Genomic DNA, 17,476 nt, shown 5'->3' on the forward strand with positions numbered 1-17,476 from the left:
AGGGCTTTATATAGGTAGACGTATCTTCTTGCCATCATCAGCGGTATCTTTCAGATTGATGGCGGGGTTAAGGGTAGCCTGTACATTTTCATTTGCTTTTGCAGCCTGCTGCTGCGAGGGGCTGGCGGTCTGCCCGTGAAAGGTGATATCGACACAAGGACTTCCGCCTACAGCACAGGTGGCTTTGCTGTTTTCCAGCAGCACTTTACCTCCGTTTTGCAGCGTGACTTTATCGTAAAAGTCTTTCCATTCGGTAATGGCAGGCTTGCAGGGGTTATTGTTCATCTTTTTGCAGCTGCCGAAGGTATTGGCTTCAAAAGGCTGGCCGATGTCCATGGTATTGCCGATGGCCTTCTGGCTGCCTTCCGTATCATTGATGTAATAGTCTTTCTGCTTCACTTTCAGCTTATCTGGTGTGGTGCCGAACTTGCATTGACAGATCGCACCGTTGCAGACCATATGTTTTTCGCTCATGATGCCCGGGTTTAGGGGATACTTGACTTATTTTCCAATCAAAATACTTTGCCGGTGCAGCGTTGCGAGCTTGTCCTTTTCCGGCAGATGGTAAATCTCAAAGGTAATGCGACGTCCGGTTTCGGCAGGGTCGTTGAAGCTGCAGAAACCGGTAACAGATCTTACCCCAAAATCTTTATGGTATAACCTGTATCGTATCTCAACCTCTCCCTCAGCACCGGTACCGGAACCATGCAGGGTTTTATGAATCGGTGCAGAACGCTTCATGGCTATGTCCTCGGCGCTTCGCTGCTCTTCGATCCTGCCTTTGCAATTAATGATCAGGCATTGACTTTCGGTATGCTGCTCCGTGATTTCCCTGGTAACAGTATATTTCAACAGGGGACCGTATGGCACTACAGGAAGCTCCAACGGCGTCTTTTGCCGGAAGTCATGTGAACGAAGGCCATAGATACCGGAAAAAAAGAGGCTGTAGAACCAGTCATCTTTCAATCGCAATAGCAGGCTGCCTTCATTGCCCAATATAGCTTCCATCTTCAATAGTGCATCCTGGGCGAGCTGACCTTTATAATATTGGGCGAGTTTTTCTTTTTGCTGTACCCAGCGTTTCGATAAGGCGTTTTTATTCGCTATGGCAGTTAACCGGCACTCATTATCTGTCCTGAGCTCCAGGGGATACAGGCATTTCCCCAGATCATCGGCCAGTCTGTCGATCATCAGGTCGGGGGCATGGTTATTGATATAGACCTGTTTCCTATCGACCAGGAACAGGAAACCTTCTTCAGCGTCTGGTAACTGGCTCACTTCCGTTTCATAGTGGATCCTGGTTTTGTCATCAAAACGGATCATTACGCCGTAGGTGCGGCATATATCTGTCGGACGTATCTGCAGCACCCGTCTTCCATTGGCAGTATGTAGTTCTGCATTCATTTCCATCTTGCTCTTCAGGGCCGGCTTTTATGGTGGACAGTTTTGATCAGCTGTCCTTGTTCATCAAAATATTTCCAGTCGCCTATGGAATCGATATCCGATTCATAGAGCTCATAGTTATTAAAACGTTCAATAACCTCAGGCCGGCCGTTGGCATAGTAGCGCGTCTTCTCAATGTAGGCTTTGGCGGGCTCGTCGTTATGATAAACAGTTGTTTCCATCAGTTTTCCTGTGGTGTCGTAGCGGTACCAGGTGCCGGCATAGATGCCTGTAGCCACTTCTTTACCCGAATAATAACCCTGATGCCCTTTCTCTTTGATCTTCCCGTTTTCATAAAAGGTATAGATCAGCTGCCGGAAATCACTGCTGTCTTTCTTCAGGATCAGCTGTTCCGTACGGCCATTGGGAAACAGGGTTTTGGATATGGTGTCTCCATTGTGCTGTTCCTGTTGCTGCTGTGCGGTCGGAGGCGGGGCAGCCTGATCCGATCCGGCGCTCCGGCATTGGATGCCTACGGACAGGAAGAGCATAAGGACGGGCAGTCGATACCAGGACTTCATTAAAAATGTTTTTTTATGTTGACCACCAGGCCGTTCTTCATCTGGGTGGCTATGTTGTCGATATTGCCGTATAAGGCTTTGGCATCCTTGGGTGTGGTGACAAAGCCCAGCTCGGCCAGCACTTTCCGCTTGGTCTTGTTGCTGTTGCCCAGCACCTGCAGGCCGCGTACGTCTTTCTTGGGTGAGGTGCTTTCCACAGCGACGATCGTATAGCTGCTGAAGAGATCGGTCGCGAGCTCTGAACAATCCGTGGTCAGTGTTGCATCTGTAGAACTGGGATAGATGACATGCGAGCCGGTGGAAGTATTGCCATTGGCGCCGTCGGCATGTACCGAGATGAAATAGTCGGCGGCGTTGTCGTTGGCCATACTGATCCGGGCGGCACGGGTTGTGGCATTGTCGCTGCCTTTGATGGGGCCTCTTTCACGGGTAATGAATACGGTGTAGCCTTCACCTTCCAGCAGGGACTTCAGCTTAGCCGATACATCGTACACCAGGAATCGTTCCGAGCGATCAGGATCTTCCCTTTGGCTTATGATCCAGGTATCGGGTGCATCCAGCACATACTGGGGCAGCTGCATGACATTGGCCTTCGCTGTTTTGGGCTGTTTGTCAGGGCCCAGCTCAGGCTTGCCGTCGCTGCCTTGTACTTTGTAAGTATAGATAAAGCTTACGGCGCCGGTGTTGCCTACGGTATAGCCATGACCAGGATCGATCACGATCACAGGATTCTTCCGACGCAGCTCAAACCAATCGCCCTCGGTGTCGAGCCAGTAATTTGTCTTGTCTGCTTTGGCAGAGGTATGGTCTTTAGGTGGATTCTTACCATTATACTGCACCTGGATGCCGGTGTTCTTTGAATGCGCGTCGACCAGCAGGCAGAAGTAAGCCTTCTTGTCTTTCGCTTCGCCGATCTGCTTGCGCCATTGTTCGGTTACCTTATCATCCTTGGCTTTCATGGCCAGCTTGAAGATGGCGAAGTTATCGTCTCTTACTTTGGTGACATATTTTCCCTGCTTATCGGCGTCGTCCTGCAACACGCTCAGCAAGCCATATTTGTCTTTGACCACAATGCCGTCACGGTCCAGGATATTGATCCCGATCTCCTTGCCGGCAAGGCCTGAAGTCTGTACGACTACATACAATTCTTCACCGACGCCACCCCAGGAGGTACGTATATATTTCTTGTCTTTGAGGCGTGCGAAATAGGCATCCAATACCGTGGCGGTGGCCTTATCGTCCTTCGGTGGCGGCTGCCCGATCAGCAGGTCTACGCCGGCATCGCCTTTCTGCTTAACCAGGCCGCCGGCGCCAAGGGTCACATCGCCGCCTTCGGCCACCCATGTAGCGACCGGGGAATTGTCGATGATCTTTTTGCCTGTGAAAATAATATTACCCATGACCGCCCGGTTTAGAACAGTTTGCCTTTTTCGCCGCTGGTATTCACCACCTTTTTGGCGCTGTAGATCTTGAAGTCCTCTTCTGTTGCTGTAGCCTCTATGGTATTTCCTCTTTTGCTGATGCTCTTGCTGGCATTGTGGCTGACGCTGTCGTCGGCGGTGCCGATGATATTGGTCGCCATCATCGTGAGGTCTTTGGCGGCGGTGCTTTGAATGTTGATGCCGGCTGTAGTGGTTACTGTAGCGCCGGCGGTGGTGGTTACATTAATGCCGGCTGTCGTGGTCACACTTTGCTCCGCATTCATCACAATGTTCTTGGCGTTCATGGTGATGGTCTCGGGAGCTGTTATGGTAATATTCCTGCCTTGCGTATCGAAATGGATCTCGTTACCGCCGGGATCTTTGATGATGATATGAGTGCCGTTGTTGTCGTCGTTCAGCTCGATGGTATGGCCGCTGCGGGTCATAATGCTTTTGGTCACATTGTTGGAACCACCTCCTGCGCCATTGCTGCCATGGAAGATGCTGCCCTGTACATAAGGCCTGTCGGGATTGTTCTGCTCAAAAGCGATCATAACCTGGTCACCCTTTTCGGGAATGAACACATAGCCCCTGTTCCTGTTGACGGCATCGCTGCTGCCGGCATCGGGCGTCAGTATCCTGATCCAGTCGGTTTGCTGCTGGCTGTGCTCCTGCTGCCATCCGAGGAATTTTACCTGCACGCGTCCCTGTCCCATGGGATCGGCATTGTCGATCACCTCGGCAGGCATGGCGGTGGCCACAGGTGCGGTAAAGCTTATGGGTGGCGGGGTAAGGCTTTGCGCGCTGATGGCGCTGAAGCTGTTGCTGTAATTACCCGTAACATCCAGGTGATGGGTAACGGCGATAATGCGCAGAGGTGTATGGTTAAGCTTTACGCCGGCCCTTACCATCTGCAGGTTGACGATCATACCTACGTTAAGCTCGTGCAGGGTGCTTTCGCCGTAAACGAGATAAAGATCAGCAGCCGTAGTATTAGCTTTGCTTTTGCCGATGCTGGTCAGTGTCTGGGCATCGGCAGGCAATGCGGCGGGATGCGTATAGCTGTCGCCGCCGAAAATATTTTTGGCCTTTCCGAAAGCAAATCCCCTGTCCGAGTTGGCCACATCTGTTTCGCTGTTGGCAGGGCTGCTGAGGGGGGTATGTTCGGCGGCATTGTAGTCAAAGTAACCGCCCTGGACGGGGCGCGCCTGCATGCTCATCTCGAGCTTGTAGCAGTTCTGACCATAAACGAGGTCTCGTCCCTGCTGGGTTTCCGGCTGGCCGAAGACCAGCTCTTTGCCATTGAAGTAAAGCCATTGACCGGTTTCTGCGCTGATGCGCTTCATGAAGTTCCAGGAACTTTCACCGAAGCGGCAGACATAGCTGAGCGAGGCGTCGAATGTTGGCGTAGCGTTGAGCTTGCTGTTGACCTTTTCCAGCGGCTTGCACACGGTTTTGGCGATTGTGGCGAGGTTCTTGTGGTAGAAGCTCTCGTAGTGAGGGGCGCCATCCAGTACATAAGTAGGCGCTTTAGCCTCGAGCACGAGTATGCCTTCGTTGAGGGCGCTGTGGTCGAAAGCGATCCGGGTGGCCACAAAGAGGTTTTTGAGCTTTTTGTCGCCTTGAGTGGCGTTCCTGTCGAAGAGGATGACCTCAACCACCTGCCCGAGAAGGTTCTCGGCGCCATCGAAGATCATGGAGCCCTCATGCTGTATCTGGTCCTGGTAGAAGCGCAGGACCAGGTGATGATGCCGGGCGTGTTGCTGCTCTATCTCCAGGGAGAGGATCTCTTTGATCTGTTTGTCTCCGATCCACACGTTAGCGCCGATATAGGTAGGGATCAGCTGGCTGGCTGCGGCGCTTAAACTATCGTACATAAAAATGGCTTTAGGTGGTTTATAAAATCCGTAACAGGAATACCGGCAGGTGTACCGGCGATGCTTTCCGTAATCCGTATTTATCTACAGTATATTATTTACAAAGTTCAAAGAATACACGCAGGTGTAAGACCTGCGACAACAGCAGGTCAGGTCGTCTGTCCAAAGCTGAGCTCGCCATAATCCATTTTCGTAACCTTTGGCGACAGCACGAAAGTAATGGTATAGGGTACTTCGTCGGAAGCATTGTACCGGGAGGAATAATAAGTAATGGAACAGTCGTTGAATTCCATTTCCACCAGCTTACCTTCATCGTGGGTGTTGTACAGGGTAAGCTTTGCATTGCAGCGTTTGCGGCTGTTGGCAAATTTTTCGAAGATAGTTGAGGTTTCCGCATTGCCTTCAATGACAAAGCGGGCGTCAGCCTTGGTAGCATAGGCGGTAACGCGGTTCCACTGGTCAACCGGTTTGATCGATTCAAAAACGGCCTGGAAAACGTTATACGCTAAACCGTCAACGCTAAGAACGGCCAATTTACTTGCTGGAGTCGCCATAGTAAAATGGTTATAATGTGAAGAATAAATAATGCCTCTAAATTAGCAAACCGGGAAGTAAGAAGGGGGTTAAAATTGGGTTAAATCAAAACCGTTCTTATTACCTGAATACCAGTAGAATGCAATGCCATAAAGGCTTTCAGCTTTAGTCTTCCTGTAACAAGCCGGAAGGCCGGGACGATTGTCCCTGGCCTGTCCGGAGCTTGTTGCTGATCAAACAAAAAGAACTTGATATGCTTAGGTGTTTTGCGCAAAGGCCAGCTCCACGGGGCCTTCTGTTGTTACTTTGGGCGACAGCACAAAAGTAATGGTGTAAGGCACCTCGTCGGAAGCGTTGTAGCGGGAAGCATAATAAGTAATAGAGCAATCTTTGTACTCTGTTTCTACCAGCTTGCCTTCGTCGTGCGTATTGTTGAGGGTAAGTGTTGCATTGCAACGTTTGCGGCTGTTGGCAAATTTTTCAAAGATGGCTGATGTTTCAGCATTGCCTTCTACTACAAAACGGGCGTCAGCCTTAGTGGCATAAGCAGTAACGCGGTTCCATTGGTCAACCGGCTTGATCGATTCGAAGGTAGCCTGGAAGACGTTAAGGGTCATGTTGTCGAGTTTGAGGGTGGCCAGCGTGGCCGCAGCGGGTGTTGCCATTTTTTTAAGTTTTTTGTTTTTAAGAAATTGGATTAAAAAGTATGCGGATAAAGCATATGCTCCTCCGAACGGAAGAACATTATGACTAAATACTTCTCATAAATTAGTGGAAGAGCCAGGTACGGAAGGATACAATACGGCCGGGGATCAGGATAAGGCAGCGCCGGAAAGCTTCCGGCAACTTGTCCATTCAGAGCATACACCCACATGCAGCCAACATGGGCTGTTTGACGAATCACCAGAAGGCATAATTTTCCCATTCAAGCCGTTACCGGCAGGTCGATTATGAATCTGACGCGCGATAAGGATGCACCATCAGTTACAGGCAGAGGGATCAGGATGATCCGGCAGGCACATGCACATAAAGAAACCTGTAATCCTGCCGGACACTGTTTGTCCCTTATGCCGGTACGGCTTAGGTTGTCTGTGCAAATTCTAGGAGTGCTTCGCGTTCTTTGACTACTTTCGGAGAGAAGACTACCGTAATAGTGTACGGTATTTCATCCGAAGCGCTGTAGCGGGAGGAGTAATACGTGATCGAGCAATCGTTAAACTCCATTTCAGTCAGCTTGCCTTCTTCATGTGTGTTGTAAAGGGTAAGCTTGGAGTTGAAACGCTTCCGGCTGTTTGCAAATACTTCAAACAGTTTGGAAGTTTTGTCATTGCCCTCAATCACAAAACGGGCATCGGCCTTTGTAGCGTAGGCGGTAACGCGGTTCCACTGGTCGACAGGCTTGATTGATTCAAACGTTGCGCTATGCACGTTTAATTTCAAGCCCTCAAATTCGAGCGTGGCCAATTCACTTGCTGAAGTCGCCATAGTAAAATGGTTTTAGAACGTGAGGAAAAAGATTTATGCGGCTAAATTATGGAACCGTTGGTTATTATATAGGTTAAAGTTGGGTTAAATGGATAAAAATAATAATCCCTTAAAACAGGTGTAAAGCAGGCGGGGCACAGGTTTGCTGCGCCCCGGAACTAAAAATTTTCTTGAATAAATACCGGGAAATCAGGAGACTGATGCGATCTGGCGGCTCTTTCTTTTGAGCAATAAGGCACAGATAAGGGATACGATAATGCCGACCGGGAGGATCTCGGCATAGGTAAACAGGATAATGAAAACGGGATTCTTATAATATTCTTTGTAGAAGGCCATCTCATCCAGCTGTTTCTTCAGTTCCGCGGGGTTGTTGTTTTGTTGCGCCTTCCTGATCATGTGATCGCAGTACCTGTCCATATAGTCGGGCATGAAGCCGTAGTAAATGATGAGCCAGGCGAGCACATAGATGGTAGCGGCAATGAGCGCAATGAAAAAGCCGGCTTTGAACGCTTTGCCAAAGGAGATCAGTCCGCCATAATGTTTGTCCCGGAGCTGCTTTACGCCTACGAAAATAAGGGAGAAGGCCAGCAGCATGCCGGCATAGCCGAGCAGCATGCTCCCTTCCATATCGGGATTGTTGTGATAAACAGCCATGCTGATGGCCATAATGGTGGCGACAATAAGGCCGGAGATGCTACCGGCGATCCATACCGTTTTTTTCATGTTTTTGTTTTTGAACGTTGAGCACAAAAATGGCTCATTTGCCGGCAGCCGGCCTCATACTTTCGGGTGATTTTGGCTCATCCTTTCTTTTTTTCATCCTAAAGTACCAGGCTCAAGGTATGATATTCATTCGTTTGCCTTTTTCCACGGCCTGGGTGCGCCGCCTGACCTCCATTTTTTCAAACAGCCGAGACGAATGGGTCTTTACCGTATTGAGCGACACGAACAGCCGGTCGGCAATCTCCTGGTTGCTCAGGCCTTCGGCCATCAGGCCCAGCACTTCAAGCTCTCTTTTGCTGATACCCAGCTGGTCCACTTCCCGCTCGTTGATGGCAAAGGGCAGCCCGCCCTGAACATAAACTTCTTTCTCCACGAGGACGGTCTCGACACGGGGTCGGCTTAGCTTGCGCGTGAGCCATATGCCCAGCGCAGTGAACAGGAGGGCAATGCCGCCGATATAGACCTCGAAAGCATGATCGATGAGCAGTATGCGTACCTCCAGCCATTTAAGTACGAGCAAGAGCGCCGCAAGGGACAGACCGTATAGCAGGGGGATTTTATAATGATGGATAAAAGAAGATAGCCGGGATCGCTTCATATGAAGACAAAGATAAATCTTTCGCGCGATCGGGGAAGCCGGGAAGGAATTACAGGCGCTTGCACTGACCGGGGGGCAGGCCGAACTTTTGCCGGAAGGATTTGCTGAAATGCTGTACGGAGGAGAAGCCGTAATGATCGGCCACATCCTTGATGGCGCGGCCGGCCAGCAGCATTTCCTTTGCGCCATGCAGCTTATAGTCGTTCAGGTAGCCGAATACGCTGTTGTTGAAGATCTCGCGGAATCCCTTTTTGAGCTTGAACTCGTTGAGGCCAGCCACACGAGCCAGCTCGGGCAGGGTGGGTGGCTGCTCCGCATGCAGCAGCAGGTATTCGCGGGCATAGTGAATGCGGTCTTTGTCGTAAGCCGTTTTACAGGCCAGCTGGCTGCGCTCGTTGTATTCGTCATAGGCCTGTGCCAGCAGGGTCAGCAGCTCTATCGACTTGGATTGAAGAAACAGCAGCTTCAGGCCTCCTTTTTGCTGGCAGCCCATGATCTCCCTGATGCATTGATGCATAGCAAAGGTCATCGGTAAAGACGGTGTCACCAGCTCGCTGAGCTCGCTTGCGGAAAGCTTTTCGGCGAAATCCATGAGCATGGGCGAACTATCGTGGGCCAGCTCCCTGAAGAATTTGCGGGTGAAATGCACCTCGAAGAACTGGTACCGCTGATCCTTCCGGTAATTGCCCAGCCCTTCAAAGTGGGGTATATAATGCATGTTGTATTCGTTCTCGCGGAAAGTATAAGTGCTGCCGCTGGCTTCGTTGTACATGCTGCCGCTGCCGGCCAGGGTAAAATGCAGCTCCACCAGGTCGCTTTCTTCCAGCATATCGAAATGGAGCGTTTTGGCCTCCTGCATCAGGATATCGCCGTATACGATATAGATCCCTGAGAACGCGATCTGTACCAGCTCGGCATCGCCGAAAGGAAAACTGTACTTCAGCCTGCTTTCGGTAACCATGGGCTGGTTAATGATGCCGGCATCAAACCCGCCATCCCCGAAAGAATATTGTTTCCCGTTGCTGTCGTAAACGCTTACCGGCATAAAAATCCTTTTGGTATAAAACAGTATCCCGCTGGTATAAAAACGGCAACAGGATTTGCCTCCAATTTTGCAAAGTAATGCTAAACTATCGACACGTGACTCCAGAACTTCATGTTATGACACCTGTAAGACAATTCTATGCTGATATGCCCCTGCTGCGGGAGCATCGTTATCATTTTTTCTTCGGGAACGAGCATTCGATCGAATTGTACCAGCGACTGAAAGAAGAAGCCTGTTCTCACCAATGCCAGTATATCGGCGTGCTGGAGCTGCCGGGTATTCTCTTCCACAAGCCCGAGCGCTGTGGCTTGCTGCTGGATGTGGTACCCTATGGCCCGCAGCCGGCTATGCATGCTGTCGCTTACCTCGACCGGCTGGAACCGGAGCTGTGGACGCTATGGAAGCAAGGGATCTTCTACCTGTCGGGGAAGGAGGCTGCTGTGCATGAATTTGAGCAGGCGCTGAAGCTCCGGGGTATTGCTCCCGCCCAGATCGTTCATGTCTGCTGATATATCGCACTGTACTGTTGCGGAAAAAATAACTATTTATAAGGGTTGCCTGATCAGCGGGTGGCCCTTTTTGTTCGTGCGAACCGTGCAGAGGCATTGCATGCCGAAACGGGTTGTCCGTGGAGACGTTGCATGCAACGTCTCCACCAGTAAATGGTTTCAGCATGCAACGTCTCTTATGAATACGGTATGTTGAACACCAATAGCCTTATTGACAATAGCTGTTAGCGCGCCAGCAATGCCGGCCGTACATTTGCCGTCCCCGGCTTATCCGGGGTTATGAAGATCGTCGTATATGAAAAAGATCACCTTGTCTGCGCTGGACCTGGCTGTTGTAAGACAGGACGGGGATGCTGCCGAAGCCATTGCCCGTACCGTAGCGCTGGCCCAACATATAGAGGCACTGGATTACGAAAGGATATGGTTGGCCGAACATCATAACATGGTCAATGTCGCCAGTTCGGCTACAGCAGTGCTGATCGGGCACGTGGCCGGGCATACCAGGAAGATCCGGGTAGGATCGGGTGGTATTATGCTGCCCAATCATGCGCCGCTGGTGGTTGCCGAGCAATTCGGTACGCTGGAAACCCTGTATCCGAAGCGGATCGACCTGGGCCTGGGCCGCGCGCCCGGCACCGATCAGGTAACGGCGATGGCCCTGCGCCGCAACTATGCCGACGGCGCTTATAACTTCGGCCGCAGCATCGAAGAGCTGCAGCAGTACTTTGGCAATACCAGCGAACATACCCGCGTACGGGCTTTCCCCGGCGAAGGCGCCGACGTGCCCATATGGGTGCTGGGTTCCAGCACAGACAGCGCTTTCCTGGCTGCTGAAATGGGCCTCCCTTATGCCTTTGCTGCGCACTTTGCGCCGGCGCAGTTCCGTCATGCCGTTGAGCTGTACAAAAAGCATTTTGTCCCTTCGCCTTACCTGCAGCAGCCTTATATGATGGCCTGCGTCAACGTGATCGGCGCCGACACCGATGCCGAAGCCGCTTCCCAGGCGACTTCCATGTACCGTATGTTCCTGGGGATCATTACCCATCAGCGCCGGCCGCTGCAGCCGCCGATAGAGACCATGGACGGTCTCTGGGGCCTGCAGGAGCGCGCTGCTGTTGCACAGATGACGGCTTGCACCTTTATCGGCAGCCGTGATACTTTAAGGGAAAAATTACTGCCCTTTATAGAAGAGACCGGGATCGATGAGCTGATGGTGACCACGAACATTTACGATACCGCTGCACGGCTGCATTCCTATACCGTGCTGAAGGAGGCCATGGAGGCGTAGCTTATTATTCGGCCAGGCCGGTGCGGAGGGCATGGCGCACCAATGCAGCAGTGCTGTTCACTTCCAGCTTCAGAGAGATGTTAAACTGGTATTGCTTTACCGTGTTCACGCTGATGCCCAGCTCCTGGGCGATCTCTTTCTTGCTCTTTCCGCTGGCGATCATTTGCAGCACTTCTTTTTCCCTGGGGCTTAATGTGGTCTTAACCGACGCTTCCCGTGTGCGGCCTGCGCCCAGGGTGGCGATCTTGTTTTCCAGGGTAGGTTCTATGTATTGTTGGTCCGAGGCGACAGCCAGGATTGCCTTTTCCCATTCCTCAAAACGGGCATGCTTCATGATGTAGCCCAGGCAGCCGATACGCAGCATGGTATTGGCGCTGATGGCGCTGTCGAGCACGCTGATGGCCAGTATTTTGATCTCGGGATTACTCTTATGCAGCTGCTGCGCTACGATATCGCCGTTGGTGTCGGGCAGCAGGATATCCAGCAGCAGCACCTGGGGCTTGATCCCCTGCTCCAGGTCATCGTAAAATGCCTTGGCGGTGTACCAGATATGTTGAATGCTGATGTCCTTATGGCCGGCGAACATACGCAAAATGCCTTCCACCACAACGGGGTGATCATCCAGTATGCCTGCAGTTATGCTCATGGTAATGTGTAGGTTTAACGGTTCTGAAACAGCAACGCCGGAAACTTGGTTGGGCTGTAATACCAGCTGGTGCTATAAACCATAACTAGAGGCTGATGATGATGGTGCAGGTGGTGCCCTTGCCGGGAACGGATTCCAGGTTGACCTCACCTTTGAGCAGCGACACCCTTGCGTAGAGATTGTGCAGGCCCGAGCCGTAGCGGGCATGCCCCGCATCGAAGCCGCGCCCGTTATCTTCGGCGAAAAGCCTGATCTGGTTGTCGAAGCAGGATAGGGTTACTGCTGCATAAGCGGCGCTGGAATGCATCATAATATTCCGGATCAGCTCCTGGGCTATCCGGAACAGAGAATGAAGCACTGCTATATCGACCAGGCCCCAATCGCCGTAGCAGTTGAGCTCGATACGGGGATGCTGTCCCCTGCAAATGAGATCGCAATATGCGGTAAGCGATGCTTCAAGCCCCTTCAGGGCAATGGTTTCGGGGATAAGGCTGTGTACCGTATTTTTTAACTCTGCTGTGGTCTCATTAACCAGGCCTATCAACCGGTTCAGCGTTTCTTTGTCTTCCTGCCCTTTGCTGTTGAAGTACGTTTTCAACTGATGGCTGATCGTGAACAGCATAGCGCCGATGCCGTCGTGCAGCTCCCTGCCGATACGGCTCCGCTCTTTTTGTTCTCCTTCCAGGAAGGCTTTCAGCCTTTCTTTTTCCTGGTCTGCCAGCGCAAGGTTCATGATCCTTTGTTTCTAGTTTGCCAGTGTTTTGCTGTCGTTATGTTCCGATATTAAAACTACGAAATTAGGCACAACCAGCCGCTCTGAAGCGCTTTGTGCTAGTTGGTAATCAAAAGTTAACGTTGCGCTATCCGGTCACGCTTTTTGTATTATCGTTGTGTTATCAAATGGGAAAGAAAATGACTTAATGTGCTGATAAGTAAAATGAAAAGTATAGTTAAAAGTCATACTTAACTATCGAATTATAGGGCAGCAGCAATAGCGGAAATACTTTTGCTCCCGGGTTAAGGTCCCGCCGGCAAGCCCCCGCTGGTACGATCTGTAAAGCCTCAGCTATCCATCCAAAATGAAACAGCTCCGCAGTTTCGCGTTTCTTTCCGGTTTGTCTTTCCTTTGCTTTTGCTTTCCTGCCAGGGCACAGCTTATCGTTAACGAATTTTCAAATGGCGCTTCCGGCAACAAAGAGTACGTTGAGCTGCTGGTAAAAGGGCAGGCTACCTGCAACGATACCTGCTTCGACCTGCGTGGCTGGATTTTTGACGACAACAATGGCTGGTATGGCACGACTGCGGTTTCTCCCGGCTGCTACCGCTTCAAAGATGATCCCAACTGGTCTTGTGTACCTTATGGTTCGCTGATCGTGATCTACAACAGCGGCGACCTGAACCCCAGCATGCCGGCTGACGATCCTACCGATGCCAATAACGACGGCGTTTATATTTTGCCGGTCAATTCCCCGCTGATCGAGCTCAACTTAACTGTTCCTTCGACCAGCGCAATGAATTATCCCTCTACGGGGTTCGGTACTTCCACTACCTGGACGAATATCGCGCTCAACAATACCAACGATGCCGTGCAGACCGTAGACCCGGCCAACCTTACAGCGGCTTACCATGCAGTAAGCTACGGCAGCGGGGTAGTGGCTCCGGTACACATTACGGGCTCCGGCGCACAGAAAGTATTTTATCTTACCAACGATCAATACAACTTGTCAGCCGGATGGACCTCAGGCGCCGTACCCACCAATGAAACGCCCGGGCTGGCCAATACCGCTGCAAACGCCGCCTGGATCAGCAGCATGAAACTGCCCGCCGGCGGCATGACCTCCAACGATACGCTCGATGCCGCGATCTGCCAGGGCGAAAGCTATTCTTTCGGGAACAATGCCTATACCACTACGGGTTACTATACCCATCACTTTACGTCACAGGGCGGCTGTGATTCTATCGTAACGATCAATCTTATCGTCAATCCTATCCCGCCCGCGCCCGCGGTGGTCAGTCCTGTATCTTATTGCCAGGACGCCGTAGCAGTGCCCCTGAACGCCACCGGAACACACCTTACCTGGTACGATACCCTGACAGGCGGTACCGGAAGCACCACAATACCGGTACCGTCAACAGCTGATACGGGCAATTTTTACTGGTATGTTTCGGAGACCGTAAGCGGCTGCGAGAGCCCGAGCAGCCAGGTGATGGTACGCATCAATCCCTTGCCGGATATGCCGCTGACCGATACCTTTGTCTTACTGTGCCAGCATTCGCCGGCGCAGACCTTATCTGCAAGCGGCCCCAGCCTGACCTGGTATCCGGCGCCTGCCGGAGGTGTGCCTTCGGCTACGGCTCCCGTGATCAATACGGGAACAGCACGCATAGAGCATTGGTATGTGACGGCGACGAACAACGGCTGTGAGAGCAAGCGCCGGCACATTACCGTAAAAGTGAGCGCCATCGACGCCATGTTTACCCTCGAAAAAGATACGCTTTGCATTCCCGATCCCCTGGTGACAATCAATACTTCTGCCGGTGACAGCGCCAGCTATTTGTGGCATACCGGCGATGAATATACCAGCACGGCACGGGATATCGAGCATCTGTACAGGGTGCCGGGTGTGTATACGGTAAAGCTGACGGTTGTCAGCAGCGATGGTTGCCGCGACAGCAGCAATCATACCGTATGGGTATCTCCCGTGCCCGATGTGGCGCTGACCCTCGATAAGCACGACATCTGTACAGGTGATGAGGTGCTCTTCACTATGAACTATACCGAAGGCTTCGGGCTGATGCGCTGGGATTTTGGCGACAGCAACGGAGAAACGGTAGACGACCGAAACAATGCTGCCCGGAACAATCCGGCAAGCCTGGAACGGACGCATGCATACGAGAACGAAGGCACCTACTTCTTTACGCTGAATACCACCACACCCGGTTGCCCTGAACGTATCGTGCGCGATTCGGTGAATGTGCACCCGATGCCGAAAGTGGACCTGGGCGCAGACTCCAGCCTGTGTCTGCATGGCAATGCCCTGCACCTGGAAAACAGGAACCCGGTGGAACCCGGCGCCAGGTATGAATGGAGCACCGGCGAAACCAAGCCTACGATAGAGGTACGGCATCACGGCGACGTGAAGCTGACGGTTTATACCGATTTCTGCAGCAATGCCGACGAGGTGCATATCGCCAAGGATTGCTACATCGACATTCCCAATGCCTTTACGCCCAACGGCGATGGCTCCAACGACTACTTTTTTCCGCGACAGCTGCTGACCTCCTCATTGAGCCTTTTCAAAATGCAGGTGCTCAACCGCTGGGGGCAGATGGTGTTTGAGACCACCAGCTCCAACGGACGCGGCTGGGACGGGAATTTCAACGGGACAGCCCAGCCGGAAGGCGTTTACATCTACCTGATCCAGGTGGCCTTCCGCAATGGCCGCACGGAGTCGTACCAGGGAAATGTGACCTTACTACGATAATGATTATTCAACCAAAACTAAGCTACATATGGGATTCATCAGCGCGAGCAGACACGATCAGTTTTGTGTGCAATTAAGACAGCAGGTATTGTTATGGTCGGACCTGGGTATCGACCAGGAAGAAATATTTCAGTATATCAACGATATCGTGCAGCAGGAAAATATCTTTGTGAAGTATAAAGCCAAGCTGCAGGAGATACAGGAGCTGGCAGAGCATTACCATATCATGGAAATGATGAATAAGCGTAAATTCAGGAAAAAGCATCTCGAATTGAAGAAAGACAAGCGATTTAAGAATTACAAGCGTATTACCGGCTCCAGGTAGCCTGCAGTTTATGTCAATAAAACCAATTAAACTCCCGCTTTTGTTCCTGTTGCTCGGTGGCCGGGCCCTCTGCCCCGCCTTTGCCCAGGACACCGACACGCTCCGTGTCATGCAATACAACCTGCTGAACTATGGCGATGCCGATAATCCGACCGCTTATAAGAACACGCGGCTGAAGACGATTATCGACTATGTAAAGCCCGATATTTTCGGGGCGAACGAGATCGCAAGGGGCAGCGCCAATTCAGAAGAGATCCTCAACACTGTGCTGGGCGCTGAATGGGAAAAGGGTAGCTATGCCAACGCCAATAACCAGGTACAGACCAATATGCTGTTCTGGAAGAAAAACAAGCTGGGCCTGCTGCATCAGCAGACCATTGCGAGCCAGACCAGGGATATCATTGCCTTTCGCCTGTACTACAAGGATGAGATGCTGGCCCAGACCCGCGATACGACTTTTCTTACGGTAATCGTGGCGCACCTGAAGGCCGGCAGCTATGCACAGGATTCGACGGACAGGGCAGGAGAAACGGCGCTGGTGGCTACTTACCTCAACACGAATGCCGTCGCGCCGGGCAACTACCTGTTCATGGGCGATATGAATGTGTATACATCCGAAGAGCGTTGCTATCAGAACCTGGTGGCCAGCAATGATCCGAAGTCCAGGTTCTATGATCCCGTCAATCGCCCTGGCGCCTGGAACGGCAATGATGACTTTGCCGATATCCATAGCCAGAGCACGCGCCGGGTGGCACTACCCGATGGTGGCGCCACAGGAGGCCTCGACGATCGTTTCGATCAGATCCTCATCTCCGGTCCCGTACGCGATAACGGATTAAGGGTGCAATACCTGCCCGGAAGCTATAAGGTTATTGGCCAGGACGGCAGTCACTTCAACAAGGGCTTGCTGGATAATCCTGCCAATACCAGTGTACCATCTGATGTATTGCAGGCGCTTTACCAGATGTCGGACCATCTGCCTGTTACAGCCCGTTTCGGCGTGAAGAAAGTAACGCAAGGTACCGGTATTACCGGCCGGTATAGGGAAGCACAAACGTTGTTCCGGGTGGTAAACCCGATGGAAGAGAACAGGCTGCAGCTGCATTGCCTTGATCCGGACAAAATAAAGGATGTGGTTGATGTATCCTTATATACGGTGTCGGGTTCAAGGGTGTATCATGCTGCCTGGAATGCAGGAAGCAATCCCGATTTCAATGTTTCTGTACCCGGCCTGGGCCATGGCCTTTACCTGCTGCGGATCAGGACGGCAGAGGGCCTAGACCTGGTGCATACCCTTGTATTATCCCGCTGATCGGATTTACGCTGTAAGTAACAGCTGAACAGCGGCCGGATGCATATTCTTCTCAGCAACCCTGGTTTTGCTCCTACGGAGCAATTTATGTTTGTTCATATTGCCGCTACAAACGTTTGGCTCCTACGGAGCCCTGTAATGCGGATAGCTATAGGATAATCAGCAAACCTTCTCGATCCTGTGGGACCGGAGGTTTGAGTATAAGCAATACGGGCCCGGACTGTGCTATCCTTGTCCTTTCGTAAGGATTGAAGCCTCATAGTC

18 protein-coding genes are annotated in these 17,476 nt (G+C 51.7%); 5 read left to right on the forward strand and 13 right to left on the reverse strand.

Features of this window, described 5'->3' with window-relative positions:
• Nucleotides 1–6 precede the first annotated feature (6 nt).
• The 11 genes from DZC79_RS12865 to DZC79_RS12915 all read right to left on the reverse strand — a co-directional run bounded on the left by DZC79_RS12865 (nucleotide 7) and on the right by DZC79_RS12915 (nucleotide 9,647).
• Entirely contained in the window at nucleotides 7–474 is a 468-nt protein-coding gene (locus DZC79_RS12865) for a DUF4280 domain-containing protein (protein WP_118951998.1), read from the reverse strand.
• A gap of 27 nt (nucleotides 475–501) precedes the next feature.
• Nucleotides 502–1,404, reverse strand: coding sequence for a hypothetical protein (locus tag DZC79_RS12870; RefSeq protein WP_157977117.1), 903 nt, complete (start codon nucleotides 1,402–1,404; stop codon nucleotides 502–504).
• A gap of 14 nt (nucleotides 1,405–1,418) precedes the next feature.
• Nucleotides 1,419–1,964: a toxin-antitoxin system YwqK family antitoxin gene (locus tag DZC79_RS12875; RefSeq protein WP_118952000.1), complete on the reverse strand. Its 546-nt coding sequence runs from the start codon at nucleotides 1,962–1,964 to the stop codon at nucleotides 1,419–1,421.
• Nucleotides 1,964–3,364, reverse strand: coding sequence for an N-acetylmuramoyl-L-alanine amidase (locus DZC79_RS12880; RefSeq protein WP_118952001.1), 1,401 nt, complete (start codon nucleotides 3,362–3,364; stop codon nucleotides 1,964–1,966). Before DZC79_RS12880 ends, DZC79_RS12875 begins: the two co-directional genes overlap by 1 nt.
• Nucleotides 3,365–3,375: 11 nt before the next feature.
• Nucleotides 3,376–5,262, reverse strand: coding sequence for a phage baseplate assembly protein V (locus DZC79_RS12885; RefSeq protein ID WP_118952002.1), 1,887 nt, complete (start codon nucleotides 5,260–5,262; stop codon nucleotides 3,376–3,378).
• Between the two features lie 149 nt (nucleotides 5,263–5,411).
• Nucleotides 5,412–5,816 carry a type VI secretion system tube protein TssD gene (tssD, locus tag DZC79_RS12890; protein WP_157977118.1) on the reverse strand — a complete coding sequence of 135 codons (405 nt, stop codon included), beginning with the start codon at nucleotides 5,814–5,816 and terminating at the stop codon, nucleotides 5,412–5,414.
• A gap of 237 nt (nucleotides 5,817–6,053) precedes the next feature.
• Nucleotides 6,054–6,461 carry a type VI secretion system tube protein TssD gene (gene tssD / locus DZC79_RS12895; protein ID WP_118952004.1) on the reverse strand — a complete coding sequence of 136 codons (408 nt, stop codon included), beginning with the start codon at nucleotides 6,459–6,461 and terminating at the stop codon, nucleotides 6,054–6,056.
• A gap of 415 nt (nucleotides 6,462–6,876) precedes the next feature.
• A complete protein-coding gene (gene tssD / locus DZC79_RS12900; RefSeq protein ID WP_157977119.1) occupies nucleotides 6,877–7,281 on the reverse strand; it encodes a type VI secretion system tube protein TssD in 405 nt (134 codons plus the stop codon).
• Between the two features lie 189 nt (nucleotides 7,282–7,470).
• Entirely contained in the window at nucleotides 7,471–8,004 is a 534-nt protein-coding gene (locus tag DZC79_RS12905) for a DUF4199 domain-containing protein (RefSeq protein ID WP_118952006.1), read from the reverse strand.
• A 112-nt stretch (nucleotides 8,005–8,116) separates the two neighbouring features.
• On the reverse strand, nucleotides 8,117–8,602 hold the full coding sequence (locus tag DZC79_RS12910; protein WP_118952007.1) for a helix-turn-helix transcriptional regulator: 486 nt from the start codon (nucleotides 8,600–8,602) through the stop codon (nucleotides 8,117–8,119).
• A gap of 49 nt (nucleotides 8,603–8,651) precedes the next feature.
• Nucleotides 8,652–9,647, reverse strand: a complete 996-nt coding sequence (locus DZC79_RS12915) for a helix-turn-helix transcriptional regulator (protein WP_118952008.1) — start codon at nucleotides 9,645–9,647, stop codon at nucleotides 8,652–8,654.
• Between the two features lie 95 nt (nucleotides 9,648–9,742).
• Between DZC79_RS12915 and DZC79_RS12920 the strand changes: the two genes are divergently transcribed.
• Both DZC79_RS12920 and DZC79_RS12925 read left to right on the forward strand, forming a co-directional pair.
• Nucleotides 9,743–10,156 carry a hypothetical protein gene (locus tag DZC79_RS12920; RefSeq protein WP_198666875.1) on the forward strand — a complete coding sequence of 138 codons (414 nt, stop codon included), beginning with the start codon at nucleotides 9,743–9,745 and terminating at the stop codon, nucleotides 10,154–10,156.
• Nucleotides 10,157–10,451: 295 nt separating this feature from the next.
• Nucleotides 10,452–11,444 carry an LLM class flavin-dependent oxidoreductase gene (locus DZC79_RS12925; protein ID WP_118952010.1) on the forward strand — a complete coding sequence of 331 codons (993 nt, stop codon included), beginning with the start codon at nucleotides 10,452–10,454 and terminating at the stop codon, nucleotides 11,442–11,444.
• 4 nt (nucleotides 11,445–11,448) lie between these two features.
• Here the strand turns inward: DZC79_RS12925 and DZC79_RS12930 are convergent, their stop codons facing one another.
• Entirely contained in the window at nucleotides 11,449–12,090 is a 642-nt protein-coding gene (locus tag DZC79_RS12930) for a LuxR C-terminal-related transcriptional regulator (protein ID WP_118952011.1), read from the reverse strand.
• A gap of 85 nt (nucleotides 12,091–12,175) precedes the next feature.
• Entirely contained in the window at nucleotides 12,176–12,823 is a 648-nt protein-coding gene (locus tag DZC79_RS12935) for a sensor histidine kinase (RefSeq protein WP_118952012.1), read from the reverse strand.
• Nucleotides 12,824–13,169: 346 nt separating this feature from the next.
• On the opposite strand from DZC79_RS12935, the gene DZC79_RS12940 reads away from it, so the two are divergent.
• From DZC79_RS12940 to DZC79_RS12950, 3 genes are read left to right on the forward strand one after another with little or no spacing between them, the layout of a single operon-like run.
• Nucleotides 13,170–15,575, forward strand: coding sequence for a T9SS type B sorting domain-containing protein (locus DZC79_RS12940; RefSeq protein ID WP_118952013.1), 2,406 nt, complete (start codon nucleotides 13,170–13,172; stop codon nucleotides 15,573–15,575).
• Between the two features lie 28 nt (nucleotides 15,576–15,603).
• Entirely contained in the window at nucleotides 15,604–15,900 is a 297-nt protein-coding gene (locus tag DZC79_RS12945; RefSeq protein WP_157977121.1) for a hypothetical protein, read from the forward strand.
• A gap of 40 nt (nucleotides 15,901–15,940) precedes the next feature.
• On the forward strand, nucleotides 15,941–17,212 hold the full coding sequence (locus DZC79_RS12950; RefSeq protein WP_157977122.1) for an exonuclease/endonuclease/phosphatase family protein: 1,272 nt from the start codon (nucleotides 15,941–15,943) through the stop codon (nucleotides 17,210–17,212).
• Nucleotides 17,213–17,476: the final 264 nt, after the last annotated feature.

Source organism: Taibaiella helva (assembly GCF_003545695.1).
GTDB classification, from domain to species: domain Bacteria; phylum Bacteroidota; class Bacteroidia; order Chitinophagales; family Chitinophagaceae; genus Taibaiella; species Taibaiella helva.

Excerpts from the sequence above, each read along its gene's own strand:
- DZC79_RS12875 (WP_118952000.1), bottom strand. The coding sequence starts at position 1,964 with ATGAAGTCCTGGTATCGACTGCCCGTCCTTATGCTCTTCCTGTCCGTA.
- DZC79_RS12945 (WP_157977121.1), top strand. The coding sequence starts at position 15,604 with ATGGGATTCATCAGCGCGAGCAGACACGATCAGTTTTGTGTGCAATTA.
- DZC79_RS12870 (WP_157977117.1), bottom strand. The coding sequence starts at position 1,404 with ATGAATGCAGAACTACATACTGCCAATGGAAGACGGGTGCTGCAGATA.
- DZC79_RS12940 (WP_118952013.1), top strand. The coding sequence starts at position 13,170 with ATGAAACAGCTCCGCAGTTTCGCGTTTCTTTCCGGTTTGTCTTTCCTT.
- DZC79_RS12925 (WP_118952010.1), top strand. The coding sequence starts at position 10,452 with ATGAAAAAGATCACCTTGTCTGCGCTGGACCTGGCTGTTGTAAGACAG.
- DZC79_RS12865 (WP_118951998.1), bottom strand. The coding sequence starts at position 474 with ATGAGCGAAAAACATATGGTCTGCAACGGTGCGATCTGTCAATGCAAG.
- tssD (WP_157977119.1), bottom strand. The coding sequence starts at position 7,281 with ATGGCGACTTCAGCAAGTGAATTGGCCACGCTCGAATTTGAGGGCTTG.
- DZC79_RS12930 (WP_118952011.1), bottom strand. The coding sequence starts at position 12,090 with ATGAGCATAACTGCAGGCATACTGGATGATCACCCCGTTGTGGTGGAA.
- DZC79_RS12885 (WP_118952002.1), bottom strand. The coding sequence starts at position 5,262 with ATGTACGATAGTTTAAGCGCCGCAGCCAGCCAGCTGATCCCTACCTAT.
- DZC79_RS12915 (WP_118952008.1), bottom strand. The coding sequence starts at position 9,647 with ATGCCGGTAAGCGTTTACGACAGCAACGGGAAACAATATTCTTTCGGG.
- DZC79_RS12910 (WP_118952007.1), bottom strand. The coding sequence starts at position 8,602 with ATGAAGCGATCCCGGCTATCTTCTTTTATCCATCATTATAAAATCCCC.
- DZC79_RS12905 (WP_118952006.1), bottom strand. The coding sequence starts at position 8,004 with ATGAAAAAAACGGTATGGATCGCCGGTAGCATCTCCGGCCTTATTGTC.
- tssD (WP_157977118.1), bottom strand. The coding sequence starts at position 5,816 with ATGGCGACTCCAGCAAGTAAATTGGCCGTTCTTAGCGTTGACGGTTTA.
- DZC79_RS12880 (WP_118952001.1), bottom strand. The coding sequence starts at position 3,364 with ATGGGTAATATTATTTTCACAGGCAAAAAGATCATCGACAATTCCCCG.
- DZC79_RS12935 (WP_118952012.1), bottom strand. The coding sequence starts at position 12,823 with ATGAACCTTGCGCTGGCAGACCAGGAAAAAGAAAGGCTGAAAGCCTTC.
- tssD (WP_118952004.1), bottom strand. The coding sequence starts at position 6,461 with ATGGCAACACCCGCTGCGGCCACGCTGGCCACCCTCAAACTCGACAAC.